At 73.2% G+C, this 22878-nt stretch carries 16 protein-coding genes and 1 pseudogene; 11 read left to right on the plus strand and 6 right to left on the minus strand.

Annotated features, from left to right (window positions below; genetic code table 11):
* Positions 1-37: 37 nt before the first annotated feature.
* The 3 genes from AC07FJ_RS29400 to AC07FJ_RS29410 are packed head-to-tail and all read right to left on the minus strand — an operon-like array spanning position 38 to position 9932.
* The gene (locus AC07FJ_RS29400) at positions 38-1456 is read right to left on the minus strand and encodes a phthiocerol/phthiodiolone dimycocerosyl transferase family protein (protein WP_479052269.1); all 1419 of its coding nucleotides are present in this window, start codon (positions 1454-1456) and stop codon (positions 38-40) included.
* Positions 1453-2637 (minus strand): FAD-dependent monooxygenase, encoded by a 1185-nt coding sequence (locus AC07FJ_RS29405; RefSeq protein WP_479052270.1) that lies wholly within the window; start codon positions 2635-2637, stop codon positions 1453-1455. The genes AC07FJ_RS29400 and AC07FJ_RS29405 overlap by 4 nt, the downstream gene beginning before the upstream one ends.
* The gene (locus AC07FJ_RS29410) at positions 2634-9932 is read right to left on the minus strand and encodes an amino acid adenylation domain-containing protein (RefSeq protein WP_479052271.1); all 7299 of its coding nucleotides are present in this window, start codon (positions 9930-9932) and stop codon (positions 2634-2636) included. Before AC07FJ_RS29410 ends, AC07FJ_RS29405 begins: the two co-directional genes overlap by 4 nt.
* A 252-nt stretch (positions 9933-10184) precedes the next feature.
* Here AC07FJ_RS29410 and AC07FJ_RS29415 point away from each other — a divergent pair, with 252 nt between their 5' ends.
* The 9 genes from AC07FJ_RS29415 to AC07FJ_RS29455 all read left to right on the plus strand — a co-directional run bounded on the left by AC07FJ_RS29415 (position 10185) and on the right by AC07FJ_RS29455 (position 18550).
* Complete coding sequence (locus tag AC07FJ_RS29415) at positions 10185-11552, plus strand: cytochrome P450 (protein ID WP_479052272.1); 1368 nt, start codon at positions 10185-10187, stop codon at positions 11550-11552.
* Positions 11549-12895: a crotonyl-CoA carboxylase/reductase gene (gene ccrA / locus AC07FJ_RS29420; RefSeq protein ID WP_479052273.1), complete on the plus strand. Its 1347-nt coding sequence runs from the start codon at positions 11549-11551 to the stop codon at positions 12893-12895. The genes AC07FJ_RS29415 and ccrA overlap by 4 nt, the downstream gene beginning before the upstream one ends.
* 49 nt (positions 12896-12944) lie before the next feature.
* Entirely contained in the window at positions 12945-13709 is a 765-nt protein-coding gene (locus AC07FJ_RS29425) for a hypothetical protein (RefSeq protein ID WP_468296277.1), read from the plus strand.
* 3 nt (positions 13710-13712) lie between these two features.
* Complete coding sequence (mtnA, locus tag AC07FJ_RS29430) at positions 13713-15389, plus strand: S-methyl-5-thioribose-1-phosphate isomerase (RefSeq protein ID WP_479052274.1); 1677 nt, start codon at positions 13713-13715, stop codon at positions 15387-15389.
* On the plus strand, positions 15386-15964 hold the full coding sequence (locus AC07FJ_RS29435) for a 1,2-dihydroxy-3-keto-5-methylthiopentene dioxygenase (protein ID WP_479052275.1): 579 nt from the start codon (positions 15386-15388) through the stop codon (positions 15962-15964). The genes mtnA and AC07FJ_RS29435 overlap by 4 nt, the downstream gene beginning before the upstream one ends.
* On the plus strand, positions 15961-16659 hold the full coding sequence (gene mtnC / locus AC07FJ_RS29440) for an acireductone synthase (protein ID WP_479052276.1): 699 nt from the start codon (positions 15961-15963) through the stop codon (positions 16657-16659). The genes AC07FJ_RS29435 and mtnC overlap by 4 nt, the downstream gene beginning before the upstream one ends.
* Positions 16656-17465: an S-methyl-5'-thioadenosine phosphorylase gene (locus tag AC07FJ_RS29445; RefSeq protein ID WP_468296288.1), complete on the plus strand. Its 810-nt coding sequence runs from the start codon at positions 16656-16658 to the stop codon at positions 17463-17465. Before mtnC ends, AC07FJ_RS29445 begins: the two co-directional genes overlap by 4 nt.
* Positions 17466-17535: 70 nt before the next feature.
* Positions 17536-17889, plus strand: a complete 354-nt coding sequence (locus AC07FJ_RS29450; RefSeq protein ID WP_479052277.1) for a tRNA-binding protein — start codon at positions 17536-17538, stop codon at positions 17887-17889.
* Positions 17890-17941: 52 nt separating this feature from the next.
* Positions 17942-18550, plus strand: a complete 609-nt coding sequence (locus AC07FJ_RS29455; RefSeq protein ID WP_479052278.1) for a 4'-phosphopantetheinyl transferase family protein — start codon at positions 17942-17944, stop codon at positions 18548-18550.
* Between the two features lie 308 nt (positions 18551-18858).
* Here the strand turns inward: AC07FJ_RS29455 and AC07FJ_RS29460 are convergent, their stop codons facing one another.
* Positions 18859-19503 carry a ScbR family autoregulator-binding transcription factor gene (locus tag AC07FJ_RS29460; RefSeq protein ID WP_468296296.1) on the minus strand — a complete coding sequence of 215 codons (645 nt, stop codon included), beginning with the start codon at positions 19501-19503 and terminating at the stop codon, positions 18859-18861.
* Between the two features lie 222 nt (positions 19504-19725).
* Between AC07FJ_RS29460 and AC07FJ_RS29465 the strand changes: the two genes are divergently transcribed.
* Positions 19726-20595 (plus strand): ScbA/BarX family gamma-butyrolactone biosynthesis protein, encoded by an 870-nt coding sequence (locus AC07FJ_RS29465; protein ID WP_361427202.1) that lies wholly within the window; start codon positions 19726-19728, stop codon positions 20593-20595.
* Positions 20596-20617: 22 nt separating this feature from the next.
* On the plus strand, positions 20618-21460 hold the full coding sequence (locus tag AC07FJ_RS29470; RefSeq protein ID WP_479052279.1) for an SDR family oxidoreductase: 843 nt from the start codon (positions 20618-20620) through the stop codon (positions 21458-21460).
* Positions 21461-21595: 135 nt separating this feature from the next.
* On the opposite strand, the gene AC07FJ_RS29475 is transcribed toward AC07FJ_RS29470, so the two are convergent.
* Positions 21596-22408, minus strand: coding sequence for a sensor histidine kinase (locus AC07FJ_RS29475; RefSeq protein WP_479052280.1), 813 nt, complete (start codon positions 22406-22408; stop codon positions 21596-21598).
* 104 nt (positions 22409-22512) lie between these two features.
* Positions 22513-22878 (minus strand): annotated as a pseudogene (locus AC07FJ_RS29480) (2-oxoacid:ferredoxin oxidoreductase subunit beta); the annotation flags it as partial.

Below are 22878 nucleotides of genomic sequence, written 5' to 3' on the forward strand. Positions count from 1 at the left end.
GGTAGGTGCTGCGTGGGCGGGAGGGAGGAGGCACCCCCTACGGGTGCTTGACGGCGGTGCGGACCGCCTCCAGCGAGGAGGCGGCGAGGCGCTCGGCCCTGTCCGCGGGGACGGCGCCCTCGACGTGCGTGAAGTTCCAGGCGAGTCGGCCGTGGGCGGTGGTGATCGCGGCGCAGTAGTACGCGTTGACGGACAGACCGGCGATGAACTCGGCCGAGGTCACCCGCCAGGGCCCGACGGCGTCCGGGAAGTCGTACCGGCCGACGTTGGAGACGCAGAGGGTGATCGGGCCCTTCTCCTCCATGAAGCGGAGGAAACGCTCGCTCTTCGCCACGGACTTGGGGGCCACCGGCCCGAGCGTGGCGACGGCCGTCAGGTGCTCGCCGCGCCGTCGGCGGCGCGCGAGGTCCCGGCTGATGGCCCGGGCCATCGGCCACAGGGGGGCGCCCGGCCGGTAGTCGACGATCGAGGGCACGGTGGCGACGTACGTGCCGATCTCGTCCTCGGTGACCTGCGGGACCAGCGCGTCGCGGAAGGTGATGGGCGAGCCGATCACCAGCGGGCCCGGCCGGTCGCCGGCGTCCTGCGCCGCCGCGGTCGCCATCGCCGCGGCCAGCGCCCCGTGCACGGTGGTCTGTTCGCGCTTGCACGCCGCGACGAGTTCGCCGAGCTCGTCGGCGGCGAGCGAGCGGCCCAGGAGCTGGGTGACGCGGCCCTCGAACGGCACGCGGGACGTGGGCTCGAAGCGGCGCGGCTTGATCCGCTTGGCCGTGCCCTGGTCGGCGATCTGCTGGCCGACGACCTTGCGCAGGCCCGCCAGGCCCCGGTGGGCGGCCGGCAGGAGCTGCTCGGGCGCGGGCAGGGTCCGCAGGGAGCCGGTCCGCAGCGTCCGCTCCGCGTCCTGGGACTCGGACGCGGCGATCCCGGCGGCGAGCTCGACCCACTGCCGCATCAGCGTGAGCACCGTGGTGCCGTCGGCGATGCAGTGCGGCACGGTCAGCACCAGGTCGTGCACGTCCGGGGCGCCGTCGCCGCCGGGCCGGGTCACGACCAGGGCGCGGGCCAGCGGCCCCGTGCGCCAGTTGACGGCGGTGACGAGCTCGTACGCGTTGACCTCCCGCTCCCACGCCTCCGCGCCACCCCCGTCACCGTCCGGGCCGGCGGCCGGGGCGGTGACGGTGACGGTGCGCAGCGGCACCTCGCGGCCCGGCGCGGGCCGGAACCGCGGGTTGCGGCCCTGTGCGTCGGCCGTGATCGCGGACCGCAGCAGGGGGTGACGGCTCTGGAGCGCCGCGAGCGCGCGCGAGGCCAGGTCCGCGTCGAAGGGCCCGTACAGCCGGGCGTGCGAGATGACGTTGAGCGGGGAGATCTGGTCGCAGATCCAGTACCACCGCTCCAGGGGGCTCAGCGGACGGTCCGCCTCGGCGGCGGCGTCGGCCGCGTTCCACGTGGTCACTGCCCGGCCTCCAGGGCGAAGTCGAGGTACTCGGCGTTGGTCTTGTCCAGCACGGACGCGGGCGCGAACCGGAAGAACAGGTCGCGGCCGAGGATGCGCAGCCGCGACTCGGTCTGTTCCAGGCCGCTGAGCGCGTGGGCACCCTCGACGATCTTCCGGGTGCGGGCCCGCCGGGCGGCCTCGTAGGAGCGCAGCCCCCGGCGGGCGCCGTCCCCGGCGGCGATCGCGTCGCGCAGGCAGTGGGCGAGGACCGCCGCGTCCTCGACGGCCATGCAGGCGCCTTGGCCGAGGCTGGTCATCATCGGGTGGGCGGCGTCCCCGAGCAGGGTCACCGGGCCGTCGCCCCACTGCTCCAGGAACGGCCTGTCGCGAGCGGGGAAGGCGGTGATCGCCTCGATCGGGGTGGCTTCGACGGCCGCCACGACCTCCGGGGCCCAGCCTGCGTAGGCGTCCAGGATCTCGTCCTTGCCGCCGCGCCAGTCGCGGGCCCGCTCGACGGGCATGTTCTTGGTGCCCCACCAGTAGACCTGGCCGTTGCCGATGTTGGCGATGCCGAAGCGCTTGCCGCGTCCCCAGTAGTGGGCGCCGTACTGCTTGGGCACCCGCGGGTGGGTGAAGTCGGGGGTGGCGACCCAGCACAGGTAGCCGGTCTCGCGCGGCTCCTCCGGGCCGGCCACCTGGCGCCGGATCGCCGAGCCGAAGCCGTCGGCGCCGATCAGTACGTCACCGCGGGCCTCGCGGCCGTCGGCGAACCGTACGGTCACCCCGTCCGCGTCCTGCTCGTACCCGGTGGCGGCGGCGTCGAGGGTGAGCGGGCAGTCGTCGATCTCCTTCAGCAGCAGTCGCTGCAGCAGGGTGCGGGAGATGCCGAAGCTGGGCGCGCCGAGCCGGTCGCAGATCTCCTTGAACCGCAGGGTGCGGATGACCTTGCCGGAGGTGGTCAGGAAGTGCAGCTCCTCCAGGATCTCCGCGTGCTCCTCCAGGCGCAGGTCGATGCCGAGCGTGCGCAGCGCGAGGACGGAGTTGGTCATGAAGGACAGGGCACCGCCGGCGGGCCTCAGCTCCCGGGCCCGCTCGTAGACCTCGACGTCCAGGCCGACCTTGCGCAGGGTGGCGGCGGCGGTGAGCCCGCCGATGCCCGCCCCTACGACGATCGCCTTGATGTTCCTGCCGGCCGTCACTGTGCGGTCCCTTCGTCGGAGGTGTGCTCGGTCTGTGCGTGCGGCGCGTCCGCGGCCCGCGGTTCCCGCGCCGCGTCGGGCACGGCGTGCGGGGTGATGGCCTGGCCGACGGACTGCACATACGGCTCGTCCAGGAGCAGCAGGTGGTCGCCGGGCACCTCCACCACGTCGACGCGGCCGCTGGTGAGGGTCGCCCAGCCGTTCGCCGGGGCCTCGTGCAGGGTGCGGGCGGCGCCGTGCATGGGGCGCAGGACGTCCGGCAGCGGCGCGGTCGCCTTGACCAGGGTCAGGTCGATCGGCTCGGGTGCGGGCGTGTAGTCCCGCAGCGCGTTCCAGTTCGCCTTGTAGACCTCGAAGAGGCGGCGGATGGCGGTCCGGGCCGTGGCCACCGGGACGATGCCCACGGCCGCCGCGCGATCGGCGATGTAGTCCAGCCGCTCGTCGTCGGTGGTCAGGTCGGCCGGGATCCGGTCGACGGGCGCGCTGCCGCCGCGGTCGACCCAGATCAGCTCCCAGAAGAACCACTCCATCATGGCCTGTTCGGCGACCTCGGGCCGCTGGCCCGGATCCGGCGCGATGGAGTCCAGCAGGATCAGCTGGGCCAGTTCGGCCTCCCCGGTCCGGCGCAGCTCGCGCGCCATCTCGAAGGCCACGAACCCGCCGAACGACCAGCCGCCGAGCCGGTACGGGCCCTCCGGCTGGACGCGCTTGATCGCGTCCAGGTAGCTGCGGGCCAGTCCGGCCATCGTGGTGATCGGTTCGGTGCCCGGTTCGCCGCCGGCCGCCTGGAGCGCGTACAGCGGCTGGTCGTCGGGCAGATGCCGGGCGAGCCGTACGTAGCAGAGCACGTTGCCGCCGAGCGGGTGGACCAGGAAGACCGGGGTGCGGCCGCCCTCGTCGGACGCGACGGCCCTGATGGGCACGACCGGGTCGAAGGCGGCGACCGCGGCACCGGAGCGCAGTTTGTCGGCGAGCATCGCGATGGTCGGCGCGGCGACGAAGGCGGTCAGGGGCATGCGCAGGCCGAACCGCTTCTCGATGGTCACGATGAGCCGCATCGCGGTCAGCGAGGTGCCGCCGGAGGCGAAGAAGTCGTCGTGCACACCGATGTGGGGCAGGTTCAGCATCTCCCCGAAGATCGCGGCGAGGGACTGCTCCATGGCGTCGCGCGGCAGGGTGGGCGCGACCGCCTCGGCCGTCTTGAGTTCCATGCGCCGCAGGGCGGCGTCGTTCCGCTTGCCGCTCGGGGTCATCGGCAGGCGGTCCAGCCACACCAGGTGGGCGGGCACCATGTAGTCGGGGAGCACGCGGCGCAGCCGGGTGCGGATCTCGCCCAGGTCGGCCGAGCCCTCCTCACCGAGCAGGAACCCGACCAGGAACGACTCTCCGCCGGGGCCGCGCTTCTGGGCGACGACGGCGGCGCCCCGGATGCCCGGGAACTCGTCGGACAGGGCGGTGATGGCGATCTCCACCTCGGCCGGCTCGACGCGGAACCCGCGTACCTTGACCTGGTCGTCGGCGCGGCCCAGCCACACGGCGTTCCCGTCGGGCAGGACGCGCCCGACGTCGCCGGTGCGGTAGAGGCGCGCCCCGGCCCGGGTGGGGTGCGGGACGAACCGCTCCTCCGTCAGGTCCGGGCGGCCCTTGTAGCCCAGGGCCAGACAGGCGCCGCCGAGGTAGATCTCGCCGTGCACGCCGACCGGGACCGGCCGCAGCCGGTCGTCCAGGACGTGGATCTCGGCGCCGTCGATGGCCGTGCCGATGGGCGGCAGGGCGGGCCAGTCCGCCGGGTCGCCCGACAGCAGGTAGGCGCTTGCGATGTTGGTCTCGGTCGGCCCGTACTGGTTCTCCAGCAGGGTGGGCCGTACGGCGCAGAACCGGCGCAGCTCCTCGGTGACGCGCAGCTGCTCACCGGAGGAGATCAGGATGCGCAGCGCACGCGGCCGGATGCCCAGCAGGTCGGAGGTCTCCGCCACGGTCTGGAGCGCGACGAACGGCATGAACCAGCGCTCGATCTCCTGCTCGTCGAGGAGGCGCAGCAGGGTCGCCGGGTCGCGGCGGTCGGTCTCGGAGACCAGGTGCAGGGTGCCGCCGCAGGCCATGGTGGAGAAGATCTCCTGGAAGGAGACGTCGAAGCTGAGCGGGGCGAACTGCAGGGTACGGGCGCCGGGCGCGTTGGTCTCGGCGCGCAGCTGCCACTGCGTGTAGTTGGCCCAGAGGCGGTGCGGGAGTTCGACGCCCTTGGGCTCACCGGAGGAGCCCGACGTGAAGAGGATCAGGCACAGGCTGTCGAGCGGCAGCGCGACCGGCGCCTCCGCCGCGGGGGCGGTCTCCTCGAAACCGGGCGTACCCGGCATCGGGATCGTCTCCACGGGGAGCAGGAGCTCCGGGTCGGGCACGAGAGCGGCGTGCGCGGCGTGGGCGATGACCCGGAACGGCGCCGCCCGCCCGATCATCAGGGCGATCCGCTCGGCCGGGTAGCTGACGTCGAGGGGGACGCAGGCCGCGCCGGCGCGCAGGACGCCGAGCACGGTGGCGATCATCTCCGGCGAGCGGTCCAGGGCGATGCCCACCCCGGCGCCGACCGGTACGCCGAGCTCCCGCAGCCGTGCGGTGACCTGGGAGGCGGCCCGGTCGAGGTCGCGGTAGGTCCAGCGGACGTCGCCGAACACGACGGCCTCCGCGTCGGGCTGCCGGGCCGCCATGGCGGTGAACCTGCTGACCACGTCGGCCGGTTCGGGCGCCGGGTTGGCCGGGAGGTCACCCCGGGACGCCAGGAAGTCGAACTGCACGGCTTCCGAGGGGTGTTCCGTGATCCGGCGCAGCACCGCGGTGTACACGTCGGCGAAGAGGGCGGCCTGGGTGGCGGTGAAGGCACGGCCGGCGCAGTTGAGGCGCAGCCGGACCCGGCCGTCGCGCGGGTCGACGATCGCGTTGGTGAGCAGACCGAAGTTGGTCTCCTCGTACGTCGTCAGGTCGAGCAGTTCGAGCCGGTCGGTGCGCAGCTGCGCTTCCAGGTTGTGCAGCCGCACGAAGGTGAACGCGGTGTCCAGCAGCGGGGCGCCGCCGCGGTCGCTCTGGATCGCGCTGAGGGGGTAGGCCCGGTAGGGGTGCGAGTCCCGCTCCTGGCCGACGACGTCGCGCAGCAGGTCGAGCCAGGATCCCCGGCCGCCGCGCAGCCGGAACGGCATGGTGTTGAGGAACAGGCCGGCCATCCGCTCGGCCTCGGCGACCTCGGGGCGGCCGTGGGTGACCAGGCCGGTCGTGACGTCCTCGGCCCCCGTGAGCAGCCGCAGGGTCAGGCAGTGCGTGGCGAACAGCACGAGCCGCAGGGGTATCGCGTGCTCCCGGGCGAGGTCCTTGACCCCGCGCTCCACGTCCTCGGGGAGTTCGATGTGGTGGACGACGTCCCCGCCCGCCCGCGGCGCCTCGTAGGACACGAACGGGTCCAGCTGCGCCGGTTCGGCCCCGTCGAGCAGGGTGCGCCAGTAGTCGGCGGCCTCCGCCGAGTCCAGCAGCGCCCGCTCCTGGCGTACGTGCTCGGCGGCGGACGGCAGCGTCCGGTCCGGGACGGGGCCGACCGGCGCGCCCAGCCCGTGCTGGTAGTCCTGGAGCAGCTCGCTCATCACGTTGGCGACGCTCCAGCCGTCCAGGATGGCGTGGTGGAAGCTGAGGACCAGGTCCAGCACGCCCTCCCGGACGTGCACCCGGGTGTGGTGCAGCCCCGGCCGCTCGTGGTCGTACGGGAAGTGGCGGCGCTCCTCGATGTGGGCGAGGACCCGCGTCTCGGCTTCGGCTTCGGCGCCGCGCAGGTCGACGACGTCCAGGGTGCCGGTGACCTCGGGGTGCACGATCTGGAGCGGCTCGGTGTACTCGCCCAGGGAGAAGGAGGACCGCAGCACGGGATGCCGCTCGAGCAGCCGCGCGTATGCGGCGCGGAAGGCCCGCTCGTCCCAGTCGACGCGCAGCCGGTAGCGGAACACGTCGCGGTAGACGGTGGTGCTGCCCTCCTCGCTGCCGTGGTAGATCATGCCCAGGTGCAGCTGGGTGGCCGGGTACGCGTCGACGGCGCCCATCCCCAGCAGCCTGGCCTTGTCCATACCGGTGACCAGCGCGAACGGCTCTAGAGGCGCCGCCTGCGGGGTGGTCTGCGGGTCGAGGGGGCGCACCTGGGGGGCCAGGGTCGCGATGGTGGTGTAGCGGGCCATGTCGGGGAGGGTGACGGCCAGGCCGCGCTTCTCGGCCGCGGCCCGGACGCGCAGCATGGTGATGGAGTCGCCACCGAGCACGAAGTAGTCGTCGTGGACGCCGACCCGTTCGGCGCCCAGCACCTCGGACCAGATCTCCGCCAGCGCCTGCTCGGTCGCGTCGCGCGGGGCGGTGTGCGCGGAGGCGTCGGCGGCGGTGCGGTGCGGCAGGGTCCGCAGCAGGGTGCGCCGGTCCGCCTTGCCGTTGGGGGTCAGCGGGATCGCGTCGATCCGCGCGAACCGGGCGGGGATCATGTACTCGGGCAGGTCACGGGCGAGTTCCGACCGCAGCAGGGACTGGTCGAGCTCGGAGTCGGCCAGGTACGCGCCGATGAGCGAGCCGCCGCGGTCCTGCGAGACGCGGTGCAGGACCACCGCGCCGCGGACGCCCGGGACCAGCGACAGCCGGTGTTCGACCTCGCCGAGCTCGATGCGGTTGCCGCGGATCTTGACCTGTCCGTCGATCCGGCCCAGGTACTCCAGGCTGCCGTCGGCGAGCCGGCGGGCCAGGTCCCCGGTGCGGTAGAGGCGTTCGCCGGGTGTGAACGGGTGGTCGACGAAGGACTGCGCCGTGAGGTCCGGACGCCCCAGGTAGCCGCGGGCCAGACCGACGCCGGCGATGCACAGCTCGCCGGGGGCGCCGACGGGCTGCGGGTTGCCGTACGGGTCGAGGACGTGCAGCTCGGTGTTGTCGATGGGCCGGCCGATCGGGACCCGCTCCACCCGCGTGTCCGGGCCGGTGGGGCAGTCCCAGTACGAGACGTCGACGGTGGCCTCGGTGGGGCCGTACAGATTGACCAGCGCGGGCGCCGCCGACGCCGAAGCGAAGACCCGGTTGAAGCGGTTGACATGTTCGGGCTGGAGGGCCTCGCCGGAGCAGAAGATCCGGCGCAGTGACGCGGCCCGCCGGACGAGTTCGGGGCGCTCCTCCAGCAGCTCCAGGAACTGGCCGAACATGGAGGGCACGAAATGCGCGACGGTGACCTTCCGGTCCGCGATCGTGTCCAGCATCTCCCGCGGGTCCTTCTCGGCCCCCGGTGCGAGGAGGGTCAGCCCGGCGCCGGCCGACTGCCACCAGAACAGCTCCCACACGGACACGTCGAAGGTGACCGGGGTCTTCTGGAGCAGGACGTCGTCCTGGCCGATCGGGTAGCCGCGCTGCATCCAGTTCAGCCGGTTGACCACCGAGCGGTGCTCGACCATGACGCCCTTGGGGCGGCCGGTGGAACCCGAGGTGTACAGGACGTAGGCCAGGTTGCGCGGTCCGGCCCGCTCGGGCAGGGCCCCGGCCGGCACCTCGGGCAGTTCCCCGTCGGCCCGTCGGACGACCACGCCGGGGAGTTCGGGCAGGGCGGGTGCGCCGGGCCCGGTCAGTACGGCACGTGCACCGCTGTCCTCCAGCAGCAGCCGGATCCGCTCGGCCGGGTGGCCCGGGTCCACCGGCACGTAGGCGGCGCCCGCCTTGAGCACACCGAGGACCGCGGGCAGCAGCGCGGGCGACCGCTCCATCAGCACCGCGACCCGGTCGCCGGGCTCGACGCCGTCGCCGCGCAGGGCGTGCGCGAGGCGGGCGGCGCGGTCGTCGAGCTCGGCGTAGGTGAGGGAGTCGTCCGGACCGGGGCCGGTCACGGCCGTACGGTCGGGGGTGCGGGCGGCCTGCTCCGCGAAGAGGCCGTGCAGGGTGGCGTCCTCGGGGAAGGCGGCGCTGGTGCGGTTGTGGCCCTCGACCAGCTCGGCCCGCTCCTTCGGGTCGAGCGCGGAGAGCGTGGACACCGGACGGTCGGGTGTCTCCAGGGCGGCGAGCACCAGGTTCCGCACATGGCGGCCGAAGGACTCGACGGGGAAGTCGGAGTCGAAGACGTCGGTGGCGTAGTCGAGCTCGACCAGGACGTCCTCGCCGTCCGCGACCTCGTTCACGACGACCGCGAGCACATCGTGGTCGTGGGCGCGGGTGGCGCCGGTGGTCTCCTGCGTGGTGCCGGGCAGGTCGTGGGCGGCGGGCCACTGGACGTACGAGAGCGTCACGTCGAACAGCGACCGGGCCGCGCCCCCTCCGACGGCGGCCGGCGCCTCGCGCAGCACGTCGCCCAGCGGCATCCGCTCATGGCGCTGGAGTTCGCGCGAGTCCCGCAGGACGGAGACGACCAGTTCGGTGAAGGTGGCGGACGCGTCCGCCCTCACGGGCAGCGGCAGGGTGTTGGCGAACTGCCCGACCGTGCGGCGCTGGTCCCGGCCGCGGCGGTTGAACAGGGGAACACCCAGCACCACGTCCTCGGTCAGGTGCAGACGCGAGAGGTGCACCGCGAAGGCCGCCGCGACGAAGGCGAACGGCGACTCGCCGCGCTCCCGGATCCGGGCGACGGCGCCGGCCGGCAGCGCGAAGGAGTGCCGGGCCGAAGTGCGCTGCCCGCTGGGCGCCTTGCGGGCGAACAGCGGGGGCTCCAGCCCGGCCAGCATGGTGCGGAAGTACTCCTGGTCCTTCGCGTACTGCGCCGAGCCGCGGTAGCGCTCCTCGTCCGCCAAGGCGGCCAGGGCCGACGGCTCCGGCTCCGCGCCGGGAGCCGGCTCCTCGCCGGCCGCCGCCGCGACGGTCTGCGCGAGCAGCAGGTTCAGCGCCCACGCGTCCGCCACGATGTGGTGCGCCCTGATGAAGACGTGGGCGGCGTCCGCGCTCTCCTTGAGCACGGCGAGTTCGCAGGCCGGTCCCTCGCCGAGGGCGAACGGCCGGTCGTACGCGGCCTCGATCCACTCGGTGATGCGGGCGCCGGCGTCCGCTCCGCTCCCGCTGAAGTCCAGCACCTCGACCTGCGGCCGGGTCTGCGCCACCCGCTGCTGCGGGACGCCGTCCACCTCACGGAACTCCAGCCGGAGCGCGTCGTGACGGGCCGCCACGGCGCCGAGCGCCGCCGCGAGCTCCTCGGTCCGCACCGCGCCCGAGAAGCGGCGCGCCAGGTACAGGTTGAACTGGGGAAGCCGTGGAAACAGTGCATGCGCCACCCAGATGTCGCGCTGGTAGGCCGTCAACGGTGACCACACGGATGAACTCACGATTCCCCTGCTCAGTCGATCGCATGCTGACTTCAGGGTCACAGCCTGCACGGATGTGTCCGTGCCGATCCAGAAATTCCGGTGCCTGGTATTCCTGATACCAGGCACACCGGCAATAGGTTCCCGGTACCGGAGAACCGCCTGCCTGGATCATTCGGAAAAATATGGACACTCCACTTACCCCCCTGGCGGAGCGTGGTGTGATCTGGCCAGAATCCTGAGTCCCAGGAAATTCGACCGGAAAGGAAGTCCGTGAGACAGGTACCGCTGGTCGTCGGCCACCCTCTACTCGGATCGCTCAAGGAGCTGCGGCACGATGTGCTGGCGGCCTACCTCCGGGCCCGGAGCACCGTCGGCGACGTGGTGCGCTTCCAGGCCGGCCCGCCGGGCGCGCGGACCGAGATGTACGGGGTCTTCTCCGCCGACGGTGTCCAGCAGGTACTCGCCTCGCAGTCGGCCAATTTCCGCAAGGACAATCCGACGTACACCGAGATCCGGGAATCCGTCGGAAATGGCCTGCTCACCAGCCAGGACGACGAGTACATCTTCCAGCGGCGCATGGTTCAGCCGTTGTTCACCCGGCGCCGGGTGAACGAATACGCGGGCGCGGTGCATGCTGAAATAATTCGGTCCGTCTCCGGCTGGCAGACACAGCCCGACGGTGTCGTGGACGTGTCCGCGGTAATGACGGAATTTGCCCTTCGTGCGGTGAGCCGTATTCTCTTCGGAGCCGACATCGAGGCCGCCGTGGACGTGGTGCGCCGCCAGTTCCCGGTCATCGGCGAGAGCGTGCTGCGCCGCGGGGTCTCGCCCGTGCGGCTGCCCCGGACGTGGCCCACTCCCGCCAACCGCCGGACGCAGGCCGCCCAGCGCGAGCTGTTCGGGATCTGCGACCGGATCATCGCCCAGCGCGCCGGCGCCGACGAGGCCGACGACATGATCTCGCTGCTGGTCCGGGCCCGCGACGAGGACGGTTCGGGACTGAGCGCCGACGCCGTCCGCGATCAGGTCCTGATCTTCCTGCTGGCCGGCTACGAGACCACCGCGACGACGCTCGGCTACGCCCTGCACCTGCTCGCCGGCGACGCCGAGGTGCGCGCCCGCGCCCGTGCCGAGGTCGACGACGTCCTGGCCGGCCGCAGCCCGGGCGCCGCCGACGTGGAAGCCCTGCCGTACCTCAACCAGGTGCTGAAGGAGACCATGCGCGTCTATCCCGCCGTCGCCATCATGGGGCGCCGTGCGGTCGCCGAGGCCGAGGTGGACGGGTTCCGCATCCCGGCGGGGGCCGACGTCTACCTGGCTCCCTGGGTCACCCACCGGCACCCCGCCTACTGGGCGCGGCCGGACGACTTCGACCCCGAACACTTCACGCCCGAGGCCGAGGCGGCCCGCCCGCGGTACGCCTGGTTCCCCTTCGGCGGCGGCCCTCGCGCCTGCATCGGGCAGCACTTCTCGACGCAGGAGGCGGTCATCGTGCTCGCGGCCGTCCTCCAGCGCTTCGACGTCGAAGCGCACGATCCACCGGGCCGACGGGTCCCCGTGGACCTCGGCATGGCTCTGCGCCCCGCCGGCCCCCTGCTGGTCCGTGTGCGGCCCCGTACGAAGGAGGCCGTGGCATGAGGCAGCTCCTCGACACCCTTCTCGCCCCCGCCGCCGACCGGTCACCCGGCGCCATCGCGGCCCTGCCCCTGCCCGAGTCCTACCGGGCGGTCGTGCTGCGTGCCGAGGACACCGCCATGTTCGACGGCATCCCCACCGGCGAACGGGATCCGCGCAAGTCCCTGCACGTGACCGAGGTGCCGGTGCCCGAACTGGGCCCGGGCGAGGCCCTGGTGGCCGTCATGGCGTCCTCGGTCAACTACAACACGGTGTGGAGCTCGATCTTCGAACCCCTGCCGACCTTCGCCTTCCTGGAGCGGTACGGGCGGACCTCGCCGCTCGCCAAGCGGCACGACCTGCCGTACCACGTCATCGGCTCCGACCTGGCGGGCGTGGTCCTGCGTACCGGCCCCGGCGTCAACGCCTGGAAGCCGGGTGACGAGGTGGTCGCGCACTGCCTGTCGGTGGAGTTGGAGAGCCCCGACGGCCACTCCGACACGATGATGGACCCCGAGCAGCGCATCTGGGGCTTCGAGACCAACTTCGGCGGCCTGGCGGAGATCGCGCTGGTGAAGTCCAACCAGTTGATGCCGAAGCCCGGCCACCTCAGCTGGGAGGAGGCGGCGGCACCGGGCCTGGTCAACTCGACCGCGTACCGCCAGCTGGTCTCGCGCAACGGGGCCGGGATGAAGCAGGGCGACAACGTGCTCATCTGGGGCGCCAGCGGCGGCCTCGGCTCGTACGCCACCCAGTTCGCCCTGGCCGGCGGCGCCAACCCCATCTGCGTCGTCTCCAGCGACCAGAAGGCCGACATCTGCCGCTCCATGGGCGCCGAGGCGATCATCGACCGCAACGCCGAGGGCTACAGGTTCTGGAAGGACGAGCACACCCAGGACCCCAAGGAGTGGAAGCGCTTCGGCAAGCGCATCCGCGAGCTCACCGGCGGCGAGGACGTCGACATCGTCTTCGAGCACCCCGGCCGGGAGACCTTCGGCGCCAGCGTCTACGTCACCCGCAAGGGCGGCACCATCACCACCTGCGCCTCGACTTCGGGCTACATGCACGAGTACGACAACCGCTACCTGTGGATGTCGCTGAAGCGGATCGTCGGCTCCCACTTCGCCAACTACCGCGAGGCCTGGGAGGCCAACCGCCTGATCGCCAAGGGCAAGATCCACCCCACCTTGTCGAAGGTGTACTCCCTGGAGGACACCGGCCAGGCCGCGTACGACGTCCACCGCAACCTCCACCAGGGCAAGGTCGGCGTCCTCGCGCTGGCCCCCGAGGAGGGCCTGGGCGTGCGCGACCACGAGTTGCGCGCCCGGCACATCGACGCCATCAACCGCTTCCGCCCCGAGCAGTGAGAACCACGAGCCGAACGGCGCCGGGCATCCCCCGAGAGGTGAAACAGCTTTGAGATCCACCGCGTTCACACGTACGGAAGGCGGCGCGAGCGAGACCCTCCCCGCAGGCTCCTTCTACCGCGACGGCGGCGCACCCGCCATCATGCGTGCCGCCCACTTCCCCGACGAGCTGCTCTCCTATCTCCAGATGGAGGGCCTCGCGGCGCTGAAGTCCGCCATCCGTCACCGCTGTGACAGCCTGGTCGAACTGGGCTGCTACGACGGACGGGCCCTGGAGGTCGCGCGCGCCGCCGGCCTGCCCTACCTGGGCATTGACATCTCGCCCGGCGCCATCGCCCGCCTCAACCGGCGCATCCACGAGGAGGGCCTCGACGGGCAGGCCCGCGGTCTCCTGGGCGACGTGCTGCACAGCAGCTCCTGGGCCCTCGAGATCGGCGGCCGGCGCCCGCTGCAGCTGTTCCCGTTCAACCTGCTGGGCAACTTCGCCGAGCCCGAGAAGGTGCTCCACAGCGCCGCCGCGGCAGGCGGAATCGGTGTGATCTCCGTCTTCGACGAACAGCCGTCGACCACCGCGGTCCGCCGCGCCTACTACACGGCCTGCGGCATCGAGGAGCTCGACGAGGTCCCCGGCGACTACGGCGGCGTCGCCTTCCAGGGCGAGGGCGGCTTCGCCTCCCAGTCCTTCAGCGCGGAGGGCCTGCTCGAACTCCTCGGCTCGGTCGACGCGACCGTCCTGCACACCACCACCAACCGCCTCGGCCAGTGCGTCACCGTACGACTCGGCGGCGGGCTCGACTTCGGACCGGAGGACTGACCCGTGGCCCCGAAGCCGAGTTCCGTCCGCACGCCGCGCCCCTCGCTGGAGTGGTCCGACGGGGTGGTGCTGGCCGTCGACCAGCGGGCCCTGCCCCATGAGTACCGGCTGTTGCGGCTGGAGACCGTCGACCAGCTGATCGACGCCATCCAGACCCTGGCCGTGCGGGGCGCGCCCGCCATCGGTCTGGCCGGTGCCCTGGGCGTCGCCCTGTCGGCGTTCCGGCACACCGATGAGGCCGCGGGCACCCTCGACCGGGCCGCCGTGCGCGCGGACGCGGCCCGGATCGCCGCCGCCCGGCCCACTGCCGTCAACCTGGCATGGGCCGTCGAACGGGTGCTGGGCGTCCTGGGCGACGGCAAACAGGCCGTCCTCGACGAGGCCCTCGCCATGCTGGACGAGGACATCACCGTCAACCGGGCCGCCGTGGACCGCGCCTGCGAGCTGGTGCTCTCGCTCACCCCCGACCGGCCGCTGCGCATCCTGACGCACTGCAACACGGGCCGGCTGGCCACCGCCGCGCTGGGCACCGCCCTGGGGGTGATCATCGAGCTGTCCGGGCGCGGTCTGGTCGAGGAGGTCCTGGTCGACGAGACCCGGCCCCTGCTCCAGGGCGCCCGGCTGACCGCCTGGGAGCTGGGCGAGGCCGGGGTGCCGTACCGGCTCTGCGTGGACTCCGCCGCCGCGTCCGCCCTCGCGCGCGGCCTGGTCGACGTGGTCCTGGTCGGAGCCGACCGGATCGCCGCCAACGGGGACGTCGCCAACAAGATAGGCACCTACGGCCTCGCGTTGGCCGCCGCCCACCACCGCATCCCCTTCATCGTGGTCGCCCCCGAGTCCACCCGGGACCCCGCGCTGCCCGACGGCTCCGGGATCGTCATCGAGGAGCGCCCCGCGCACGAGGTGACCTCCTTCGCGGGCACCGCGGTCGCCCCGGCGGGCGCGGGCGTCTACAACCCCGCCTTCGACGTCACCCCGGCCGAGCTCGTCACCGCCGTGGTCACCGAGAAGGAGTCCCTGCGTCCGGCCTCGACCCGGCAGCGGCTCGGCGCCGACCTCGCCCGCTTCTCCCGCCGGTTCTACGAGCGCGGGTGGATGCCCGCCACCTCCGGCAACCTCTCGGTACGGCTGTCCGGCGAATCCGGGCACGCCCTGATCACCGCCAGCGGCCGGGACAAGGGCGACCTCACCGCCGCCGACACCGTTCTCGTGGACGCCCGGACGGGGGAACCCGCCGAGGAGGGCGGGCCGCGGGCGTCCGCCGAGACGTGCATCCACGCCGCCGTCTACCGGACCACCGACGCCGGCGCCGTCGTCCACGTCCACTCGCCGTACGCCACCGCCGTGGCGAGCCGTGTCGGCGCGGCCGGCGGGACCCGGACCCTGGAGCTGGCCGGCCACGAACTCCTCAAGGCCCTCGGCCTGTCCGACCCCTCGCGCACCACCCTGCCGGTCTTCGCCAACCACGCCGAGGTACCGCGGATCGCCGCCGACCTGGAGGCGTACCTGCGCTCGGGCGCCCCCGCGGGAAGCCCCGAACGGGCACCCGGCCTGCTGATCACCGACCACGGGGTGACGGTCTGGGGCCGGGACCTCGCCCAGGCCCGCAACCGGCTCGAATGCATCGAGGCCGTCTGCCGGCAACTCGTACTCGCCACCGGCCAGGGAGGCCACGGATGACCCTGCTCCACGTCATGCCGGACGACGCTCCGGAGACCGTACTGCTGCGGACGCGCGACGCCGACGAGATCGCCGCCGCCCTGCGCGAGCACGCGGTCGAGCTGCGCCACTGGGAGGTGCGCGGCCCGGTCGTCGGCGGAACCGACCCCGCCGAGGTGCTGGAGCGCTACCGCACCGAGGTCGACGCACTCCGCGCCGCCGAGGGCCTGCGCCTCGTCGACGTGGTGATGCTGCACCCCGAGGACAGCGACGCCTGGCGGGAGAAGGCCGCGGGCGCGCGCTCCGCCTTCCTGGAGGAGCACCGGCACAGCGAGGACGAGGTCCGCTTCTTCGCACACGGCACCGGCTGCTTCTACCTGCACCTGGGGGGCAAGGTCCTCGCGGTGGTGTGCGAGGCGGGCGACCTGCTGTCGGTACCGGCGGGCACCACCCACTGGTTCGACATGGGGCCGGAGCCGGAGTTCTGCGCGATCCGCTTCTTCGAGCGCGAGGACGGCTGGGTCGGCGACTTCACCGGCGACCCGATCGCCCGGCGCTTCCCGCGCCTGGACGCGCTGCTGGCGGCCGCCGGATGAACGTCCTCACCGCCGAGGCGGTGGTGCTCGACATCGAAGGCACCACCGGTTCGGCCGCCCACGTCCGCCAGGTCCTCTTCCCGTACGCACGCCAGAGGATCGCCGGCTGGTTCGCCGCGCACCGGGACACCCCGCTCCACGGCGAACTGGTCCGCGCGACCGGCGCGGCCGACGAGGCGGACGCCGTCCGCACCCTGACCCGGTGGGCCGACGCCGACGTCAAGGCCGCCCCGCTCAAGGCGGTCCAGGCGCGGATCTGGGCCGAGGGGTACGCCGACGGCAGCCTCGCCGGGCACGTCTACGGTGACGTGCCCGGGGCGCTCGCCGCCTGGGCCGAGGCGGGCATCGGCCGCTACGTCTACTCCTCCGGGGCCGCCGCGGCCCAGCGCGACTGGTTCGCGACCACGGCGTACGGCGACCTGACCCGCCACCTTGACGGCTACTTCGACCTGGAGAACACCGGGCCCAAGGACGCCCCGGACTCCTACCGCCGGATCGGCCGGACCCTCGGGGCCCCGGCCGGGCGGATCCTCTTCCTCAGCGACGCGCCGGCCGAGCTGGCCGCCGCGGCGGCGGCCGGCTGGCAGACCGTACGGGTCCAGCGTCCGGAGGACCCGGCCCCCGAGGGCCTGGCCGAGCACGGCCCCCACCCCACCGTCCAGACCCTGACCGAGATCCAGGTGGTACGAGCGTGAGCACGGCATCGACATCCGCACCGGCGGAGATAGGCGTCATCGGCGGCAGCGGCTTCTACGAGCTGCTCGAAGGCGCCGAACAGGTCGAGGTGACCACCCCGTTCGGCGATCCCTCCGCTCCGCTGGCCATCGGCACGGTCGCGGGCCGCCGGGTGGCCTTCCTCCCGAGGCACGGCCGCGACCACGAGTACCCGCCGCACCGGATCAACTACCGGGCGAACATCTGGGCCCTGCGCGCGGCCGGTGTCCGGCAGATCCTGGCCCCCTGCGCGGTCGGCTCGCTGCGCCGCGACCTGGGCCCCGGCACCATCGTCGTCCCCGACCAGCTGGTCGACCGGACGAGCGGCCGCGTCCAGACCTTCCACGAACGGGGCGCGGTCCACGTCCCGTTCGCCGACCCGTACTGCGCGCACGGCACGGCCGCGGTGGCCGAGGCGGGCGGTGAGGGCGTGCGCACCGGCGGCGCCATGGTGGTCATCGAGGGGCCGCGCTTCTCGACCCGCGCGGAGTCGCAGTGGTATGCGGCCCAGGGGTGGTCCCTGGTGAACATGACGGGCACACCGGAGGCGGTGCTCGCCCGCGAACTCGCGGTCTGCTACACCTCCCTGGCCCTCGTCACCGACCTGGACGCGGGCCTGGACGAGGAGGAGAGCGTGTCCCAGGACGAGGTCTTCAAGGTCTTCGCCGCGAACACCGAGCGGATGAGGTCCCTCGTCCTGCGCACCGTGGAGCTGCTCCCCGCCGACCGTACCTGCCGCTGCGCCCGGGCCCTCGACGGCATCACGCTGCCCTTCGAACTACCGTAAGCGGCAGGCGTCTTCCCGCATCCACGCCACGACGTCCGACCGTGGCGTCCCGACGATCAGAGCGAGAACCATGAGCGACAGCACCGCGCCCAAGCCCCTGACCGACCCGGCCCACTTCTTCTCCTCCGACATCCGCGTCGGCCGCGTCCTGACGGTGGAGGAGTTCCCGGAGGCCCGCAAGCCCGCGTACAAGATCACCGCCGACTTCGGCCCGGCCGGAGTGCTGGCCACGAGCGCGCAGGTCACCAACTACCGGCCCGATGAGCTGAAGGACCGCCTCGTCGTCGGTGTGATCAATCTCGGAAAGAAGCGGATCGCCGGCTTCACCAGCGAGTTCCTGCTCCTCGGCTCGTACGACTCGGACGGCGCGGTCCAGCTGCTGTCACCGGAACCCGCGGCCGCCCCGGGCGATGTCGTCGGCTGACCCGCTGCCACCACCGCTCCCGTGCGGCGTGCCGGGCGTCCACCTCGCACGGGTGGCGCCCCGGCAGGCCCACGCGGAGCGCAACGCGGGGATCCTGAGCGCGGCGGAGCGGGCCCGGCTGGCCCGCTTCGCCCGCGCCGAGGACCGTGACCGCTTTCTGGCCGCCCACGTGGCGCTGCGCATCCTGCTCGGGGAGCGGCTCGGGCAGCGGCCCGAGCACGTCCGGATCCACCAGGCCGCGTGTGCCGGGTGCGGCGGTCCACACGGCCGCCCCGTGGTCCCCGGGAACCCGGTCCACTTCAGTCTCGCGCACGCCGGCGACCTCTTCGTGATCGCCCTGTCGGAGCGGGCGGTGGTCGGAGTGGACGTGGAGCGCATCCCCGCGCACGTACTCCCGGGCGCCCTGCACCCGGCGGAGGAAGCCGAACTCGCCCTGCTGCCCGCCGCCGAGCGCCCGGCGGCCTTCGCCCGCGCGTGGACCCGCAAGGAAGCGGTGCTCAAGGCGCGGGGCACCGGTCTCCGGACCGACCCCACCACGCTCCTGGTGGGCACGGCCCCCACACCGCTTCCCGATCCCGCCTGGCACCTCACCCCGATACCCGCGCCCCCTCCGTACACCGCCACGCGCGCGGTCCTCCGCGAGGGCCTGTCCGGCGGCTGAGGCCCTTCGCGCGGGCGCTGTTGGGCGGGTGACCGGGCGGGGGACAAGGCGGTACGACTGGCCGGCCATGGGCAGCCCGGGCACGTCCGCGGGGGACGGCGGCGGCCGCTTCGGTGGGTGCGCGGTGAGCCTGGTGTTCACCGGCCGGCGGGGCGGCGGGGCGAGGCGCGGCCGGGGTGGCTCGGAGGTGGGGGAGGGGCATGGGCCGGCGATCCGTGGGGGGATGCCGTGGGGGGATCGTTCCCGCGGGCGCGCGTCGTGGGCCGGCGCGCGGGGTGCGGGCGTACGTGGGGGTGTGCGTGCGGGGTTCAGTCCTGCGCGGCGGCCAGTTCGGCCGTGATGCGGTCCGTGCGGCCGGACGACAGGTCCAGTGCGGCGAGTACGGAGGGCACCGCCAGGCTGGGGAGGATGTGGCGCTGCATGGAGATGTAGCGCTCCTCGAGGTCCGCGTAGTCGCTGAGGGTCTGGGACACCATCTGGATGCCGGTGAAGGCCCCCATGATCAGCTCCGCCGCCTCGGCGGTGTTCACGTGGGGCAGCAACTCGCCGTTCTCCTGGGCCTGGTTGAGGAGTCCCAGCAGCATCTCCCGCCACCGCAGGAACGGCCCCCGCCGGTCCAGGGTGTGCGCCTGCTGGTCCATGGAGAGCCGTACCCCGGCCCGGGTGAGCTGGTTGGTCCGCAGCCGGTGGGTGAACCAGAGGCCCATGTCGACCAGTTCCTGCAGCTTCAAGGGCTGCGGCGGGACCTGCTCGGGCGGCTCCTGGGCATCGAACACACCGAGCGCCAGCTCCTCCTTGGACTGGAAGTGGAAGTAGAGAGCGCCCTTGGTCACCCCGGCCACCTTGAGGATCTCGGTGATGGTGGCCGCCTGGTACCCCTGTCGCTCGAAGACGACCGCCGCCGCCTCCAGGATCGTCTGGCGGGTGCGGATCGCGCGATCCTGCTTGGCCACGCCTGCCTCCTCTGTCTTTGACATCGCCGGGTGATCACGTCCCGTCAATGACCGGTCACCCTAGAAAAAAAACCGCTCAGTCTGTATCTTATCAGTGCGCGCGCACCACAGACCAGTTTCGCCCGCCATGTGCCCCGGGGGGGACCCATGTACTCAGATGCCCTTATGTCGGGTGTGGCCATAGCCACCCGTCCGCAGAGAAAAACCGGTCAACCGGTTCCCATGGAGCTCGTCCACCGGACCAGACCCGAGGACGCCTTCCCGTACCACTGGACCCGCACGGACGAGGACCGCTTCTCGGTCAGCGCCCGACTGCCGCACGACCACCCGTTCTTCGCGCCCGTGCACGGCGACCGCCACGACCCGATGCTCCTCATGGAGGCGATGCGGCAGGCCGCCATGCTCGTCTTCCACGCCGGGTACGGCGTGCCGGTCGGCCACCACTTCCTGATGTCGGGCCTGGACTACGCCTGCTACCCCGAGCACCTGGCGGTCGGAGGGGAGCCGGCCGAGGTGGACATCGAGACCACCTGCTCCGACCTCGTGTGGCGCGGTGCCACCCTCGTCCGGGGGCGGGTCGACTGGCTCGTCCGCCGCGACGGCCACCTCGTCGCCGCGGGAACCGGACTGCCCCGGTTCATCAGCCCGTCCGTCTACCAGCGGATGCGCGGCGACCACGCCACGCCCCGCCCCTGGCGCGCCACCACCCGGGCGCTGTCCGCCGCCCCGGCCGGCCGGACCCGCGACGAGGACGTCGTCCTGTCGCCCACGCTCCACCGCAACCTGTGGGAACTGCGCGTGGACACCGCCCACCGCACCCTCTTCCAGCGGCCCAAGGACCACGTGCCCGGCATGCTCCTGCTGGAGGCCGCCCGCCAGGCCGCCTGCGCCGCCACGGCCGGCGCGCGGTTCGTCCCCACCGCCGGCGTCACGCGCTTCGACCGGTACGCCGAGTTCGACCGGCCCTGCTGGATCAGGGCCGCGGTCCTGCCGGACAGCGCGCCCGGCACCCTCGCCGTCCGCGTCACCGGACAGCAGGACGCCGAGAGCGTCTTCACCGCCACCCTGTCCGGGCCCACGCCCACCCGCTGACCGTACCCCCGGAAGGAGTGCCATGATCCTGGTGACGGGGGCGACAGGGGCGGTCGGCCGCGAGGTCGCCCACCTCCTGTGCGGGCAGCGGCCCTTACGCATCCTCGCCCGAGACCCGGGCCGGGTGTGCGTCACGGGGCCCGGCGTCGAGACCGTACGCGCCGACTACGCCGACCGGGACTCCCTGGACGCGGCCCTGCGCGGCGTGGACGCCGCCCTCCTGGTGACCAACCGCGTCACCGAACCCGACGACGCCCGGTTCGTACGGGCCGCCCGCGACGCCGGCGTACGGCACGTGGTCAAACTGTCCATGCTCGCCGTCACGGAGCCCGCCGACGACCTCATCACCCGCACCCAGCGCCGGAACGAGGCCGTCATCCGCGACTCCGGACTCGCCTGGACGTTCCTGCGCGCCCGCACCTTCATGTCCAACACGCTGTCCTGGGCCCCCGGCATCCGCACCGAGGGAGTCGTCCGCGCCCTGTACGGCACCTCCCGCGTCGCCTGCGTCGACCCGCGCGACATCGCGGCCGTCGCCGTCCGCGCCCTCATCGAACCGGGTCGGCACGAGGGCCGGGCGTACGCCCTGTCGGGGCCGGAGGCCATCAGCGCGGCCGAGCAGACCGCCCAGCTCGCCCAGATCATCGGACGGCCCCTGAGGTTCGAGGAGCTCACCCGGAGCGAGGCCGAGGAGCGGCTGCTGCGTCGCCACCCGCGGCCCGTGGCGGAGGCGTTCCTCACCAGCGCGGAACGGCAGCGGGCCGGTGGCAAGGCCGCCGTCCTGCCGACGGTGCGCCACCTCACCGGCCGGCCCGCCCGGACCTTCCGGGACTGGGCGGCCGACCACGCCGCCGCGTTCGCCTGACGGACGCCGCCGAAGGGCGGGTGTGCTCGGGCACCCGCCCACCCCACCGACGAGGGCCCCCGCATCCCGCGCGGGGCCCTCCTCGTGTCGCACGCGCCGTACGCGTCGTACGCGCCGTACCGGTGACGCGTCTCGTCACCCGCGCTCCTCCCGCGGACGCAGCGGGAGGTGGACGCCGACCCGGGTGCCCTCGCCGGGCGCGCTCTCCACCGTGAGGCGGCCCCCCAGGTCCTCCACCCGGTCCGCCATCGACCGCAGGCCCGGAGCCCGGTGGCCCGCCGCCAGGACGGCCGCGGCGTCGAAGCCGGCCCCGTCGTCGACGACACCCACGTGCGCCCAGCGCCGGGTGAAGCGCAGTGTCACCGTCACCTGCCGGGCGCCGGCGTGGCGCAACGCGTTGTACAGGGCCTCACGGGCCGTCAGGAACAGCTCCCGGCGGCACACGTCCGCCAGCAGCCGCTCGTCGCCCGTCGCCCGGAACCGCACCTCCGTGCCGCCGGCCCCGACCGCGGCCGCGAACTCCTCCAACGCCTCGACCAGGGGCGGCAGCACGGTCTGCTCGTGCAGGCCCCCGGCGAGCCGCCGGGTGACGTCGATGGCCTGCAGAAGCGCCTCGCGGGCCTCCTCCAGGTGCGCGCACGCCGCCGGCTCCACGGCTGCGGCGTGCAGCTCGATCCGCCGGGCGGCGGCCTCCAGGGCGGTGCCCACCTCGTCGTGGACCGTACGGGCCAGCCTCCGCCGCTCCCGCCACACCTGGTCGCCGTGGTCCCGGGCGAGAGGCATCCGTTCCGGCCAGGCCGGGTCCTCGGGGGCGCCGCCCGGCCGCCGGGCCCGGCCGTAGGCCGAGCGGTGGAGGCCTTCTTGAAGCGACCGGGCGAAGCCGTCGCCGACGACGGCTTCGAGCCAGGCGAGACCGTGCTGCGGGGCGAGGGCGGTGGGGGCGCTCATCGGTCCTCCTCGGGCAGAGCTGACGGGAACGGGAAAGAGGGAGCGGGTCGAGCCGGGTGAGTCATGGCCGTTAACAAACCGGTTACGCGGTTTTCGGGCCGCCTTCAGGTCGCAGTGACCGTCCAGGTGTCGCCGCCGGTCAGGAGTGCGGCGAGGTCGCCTTTGCCTTTGTGTTCGATGGCGGCGTCGAGTTGGTCGGCCATTTGTGTGTCGTAGACGGGGCGGTCGACGCTGCGGAAGACGCCGATGGGGGTGTGGTGGAGGGTGTCGGGGTCGGCGAGGCGGGAGAGCGCGAAGGCCGTGGTGGGGCTGGGGTTGCGGGCGTCGTGGACCAGGATGTGGGTTTCGTTGTCGGGTGTGACGGTGACGACGGTCAGGTCGCCGGTGGCCGGGTCGCGGACGACGCCCTTGGTGTTGTCGGTGCCGAAGCGGATGGGCTGTCCGTGTTCGAGGCGGATGACGGCTTCTTC

This window comes from Streptomyces sp. NPDC045998 (genome assembly GCF_056430285.1).

Bases quoted from the DNA above. Each gene is read 5' to 3' on its own strand.
- ccrA (WP_479052273.1), top strand. From the start codon at position 11,549: ATGAGGCAGCTCCTCGACACCCTTCTCGCCCCCGCCGCCGACCGGTCA.
- AC07FJ_RS29435 (WP_479052275.1), top strand. From the start codon at position 15,386: ATGACCCTGCTCCACGTCATGCCGGACGACGCTCCGGAGACCGTACTG.
- mtnC (WP_479052276.1), top strand. From the start codon at position 15,961: ATGAACGTCCTCACCGCCGAGGCGGTGGTGCTCGACATCGAAGGCACC.
- AC07FJ_RS29450 (WP_479052277.1), top strand. From the start codon at position 17,536: ATGAGCGACAGCACCGCGCCCAAGCCCCTGACCGACCCGGCCCACTTC.
- AC07FJ_RS29465 (WP_361427202.1), top strand. From the start codon at position 19,726: ATGGAGCTCGTCCACCGGACCAGACCCGAGGACGCCTTCCCGTACCAC.
- AC07FJ_RS29470 (WP_479052279.1), top strand. From the start codon at position 20,618: ATGATCCTGGTGACGGGGGCGACAGGGGCGGTCGGCCGCGAGGTCGCC.
- AC07FJ_RS29475 (WP_479052280.1), bottom strand. From the start codon at position 22,408: ATGAGCGCCCCCACCGCCCTCGCCCCGCAGCACGGTCTCGCCTGGCTC.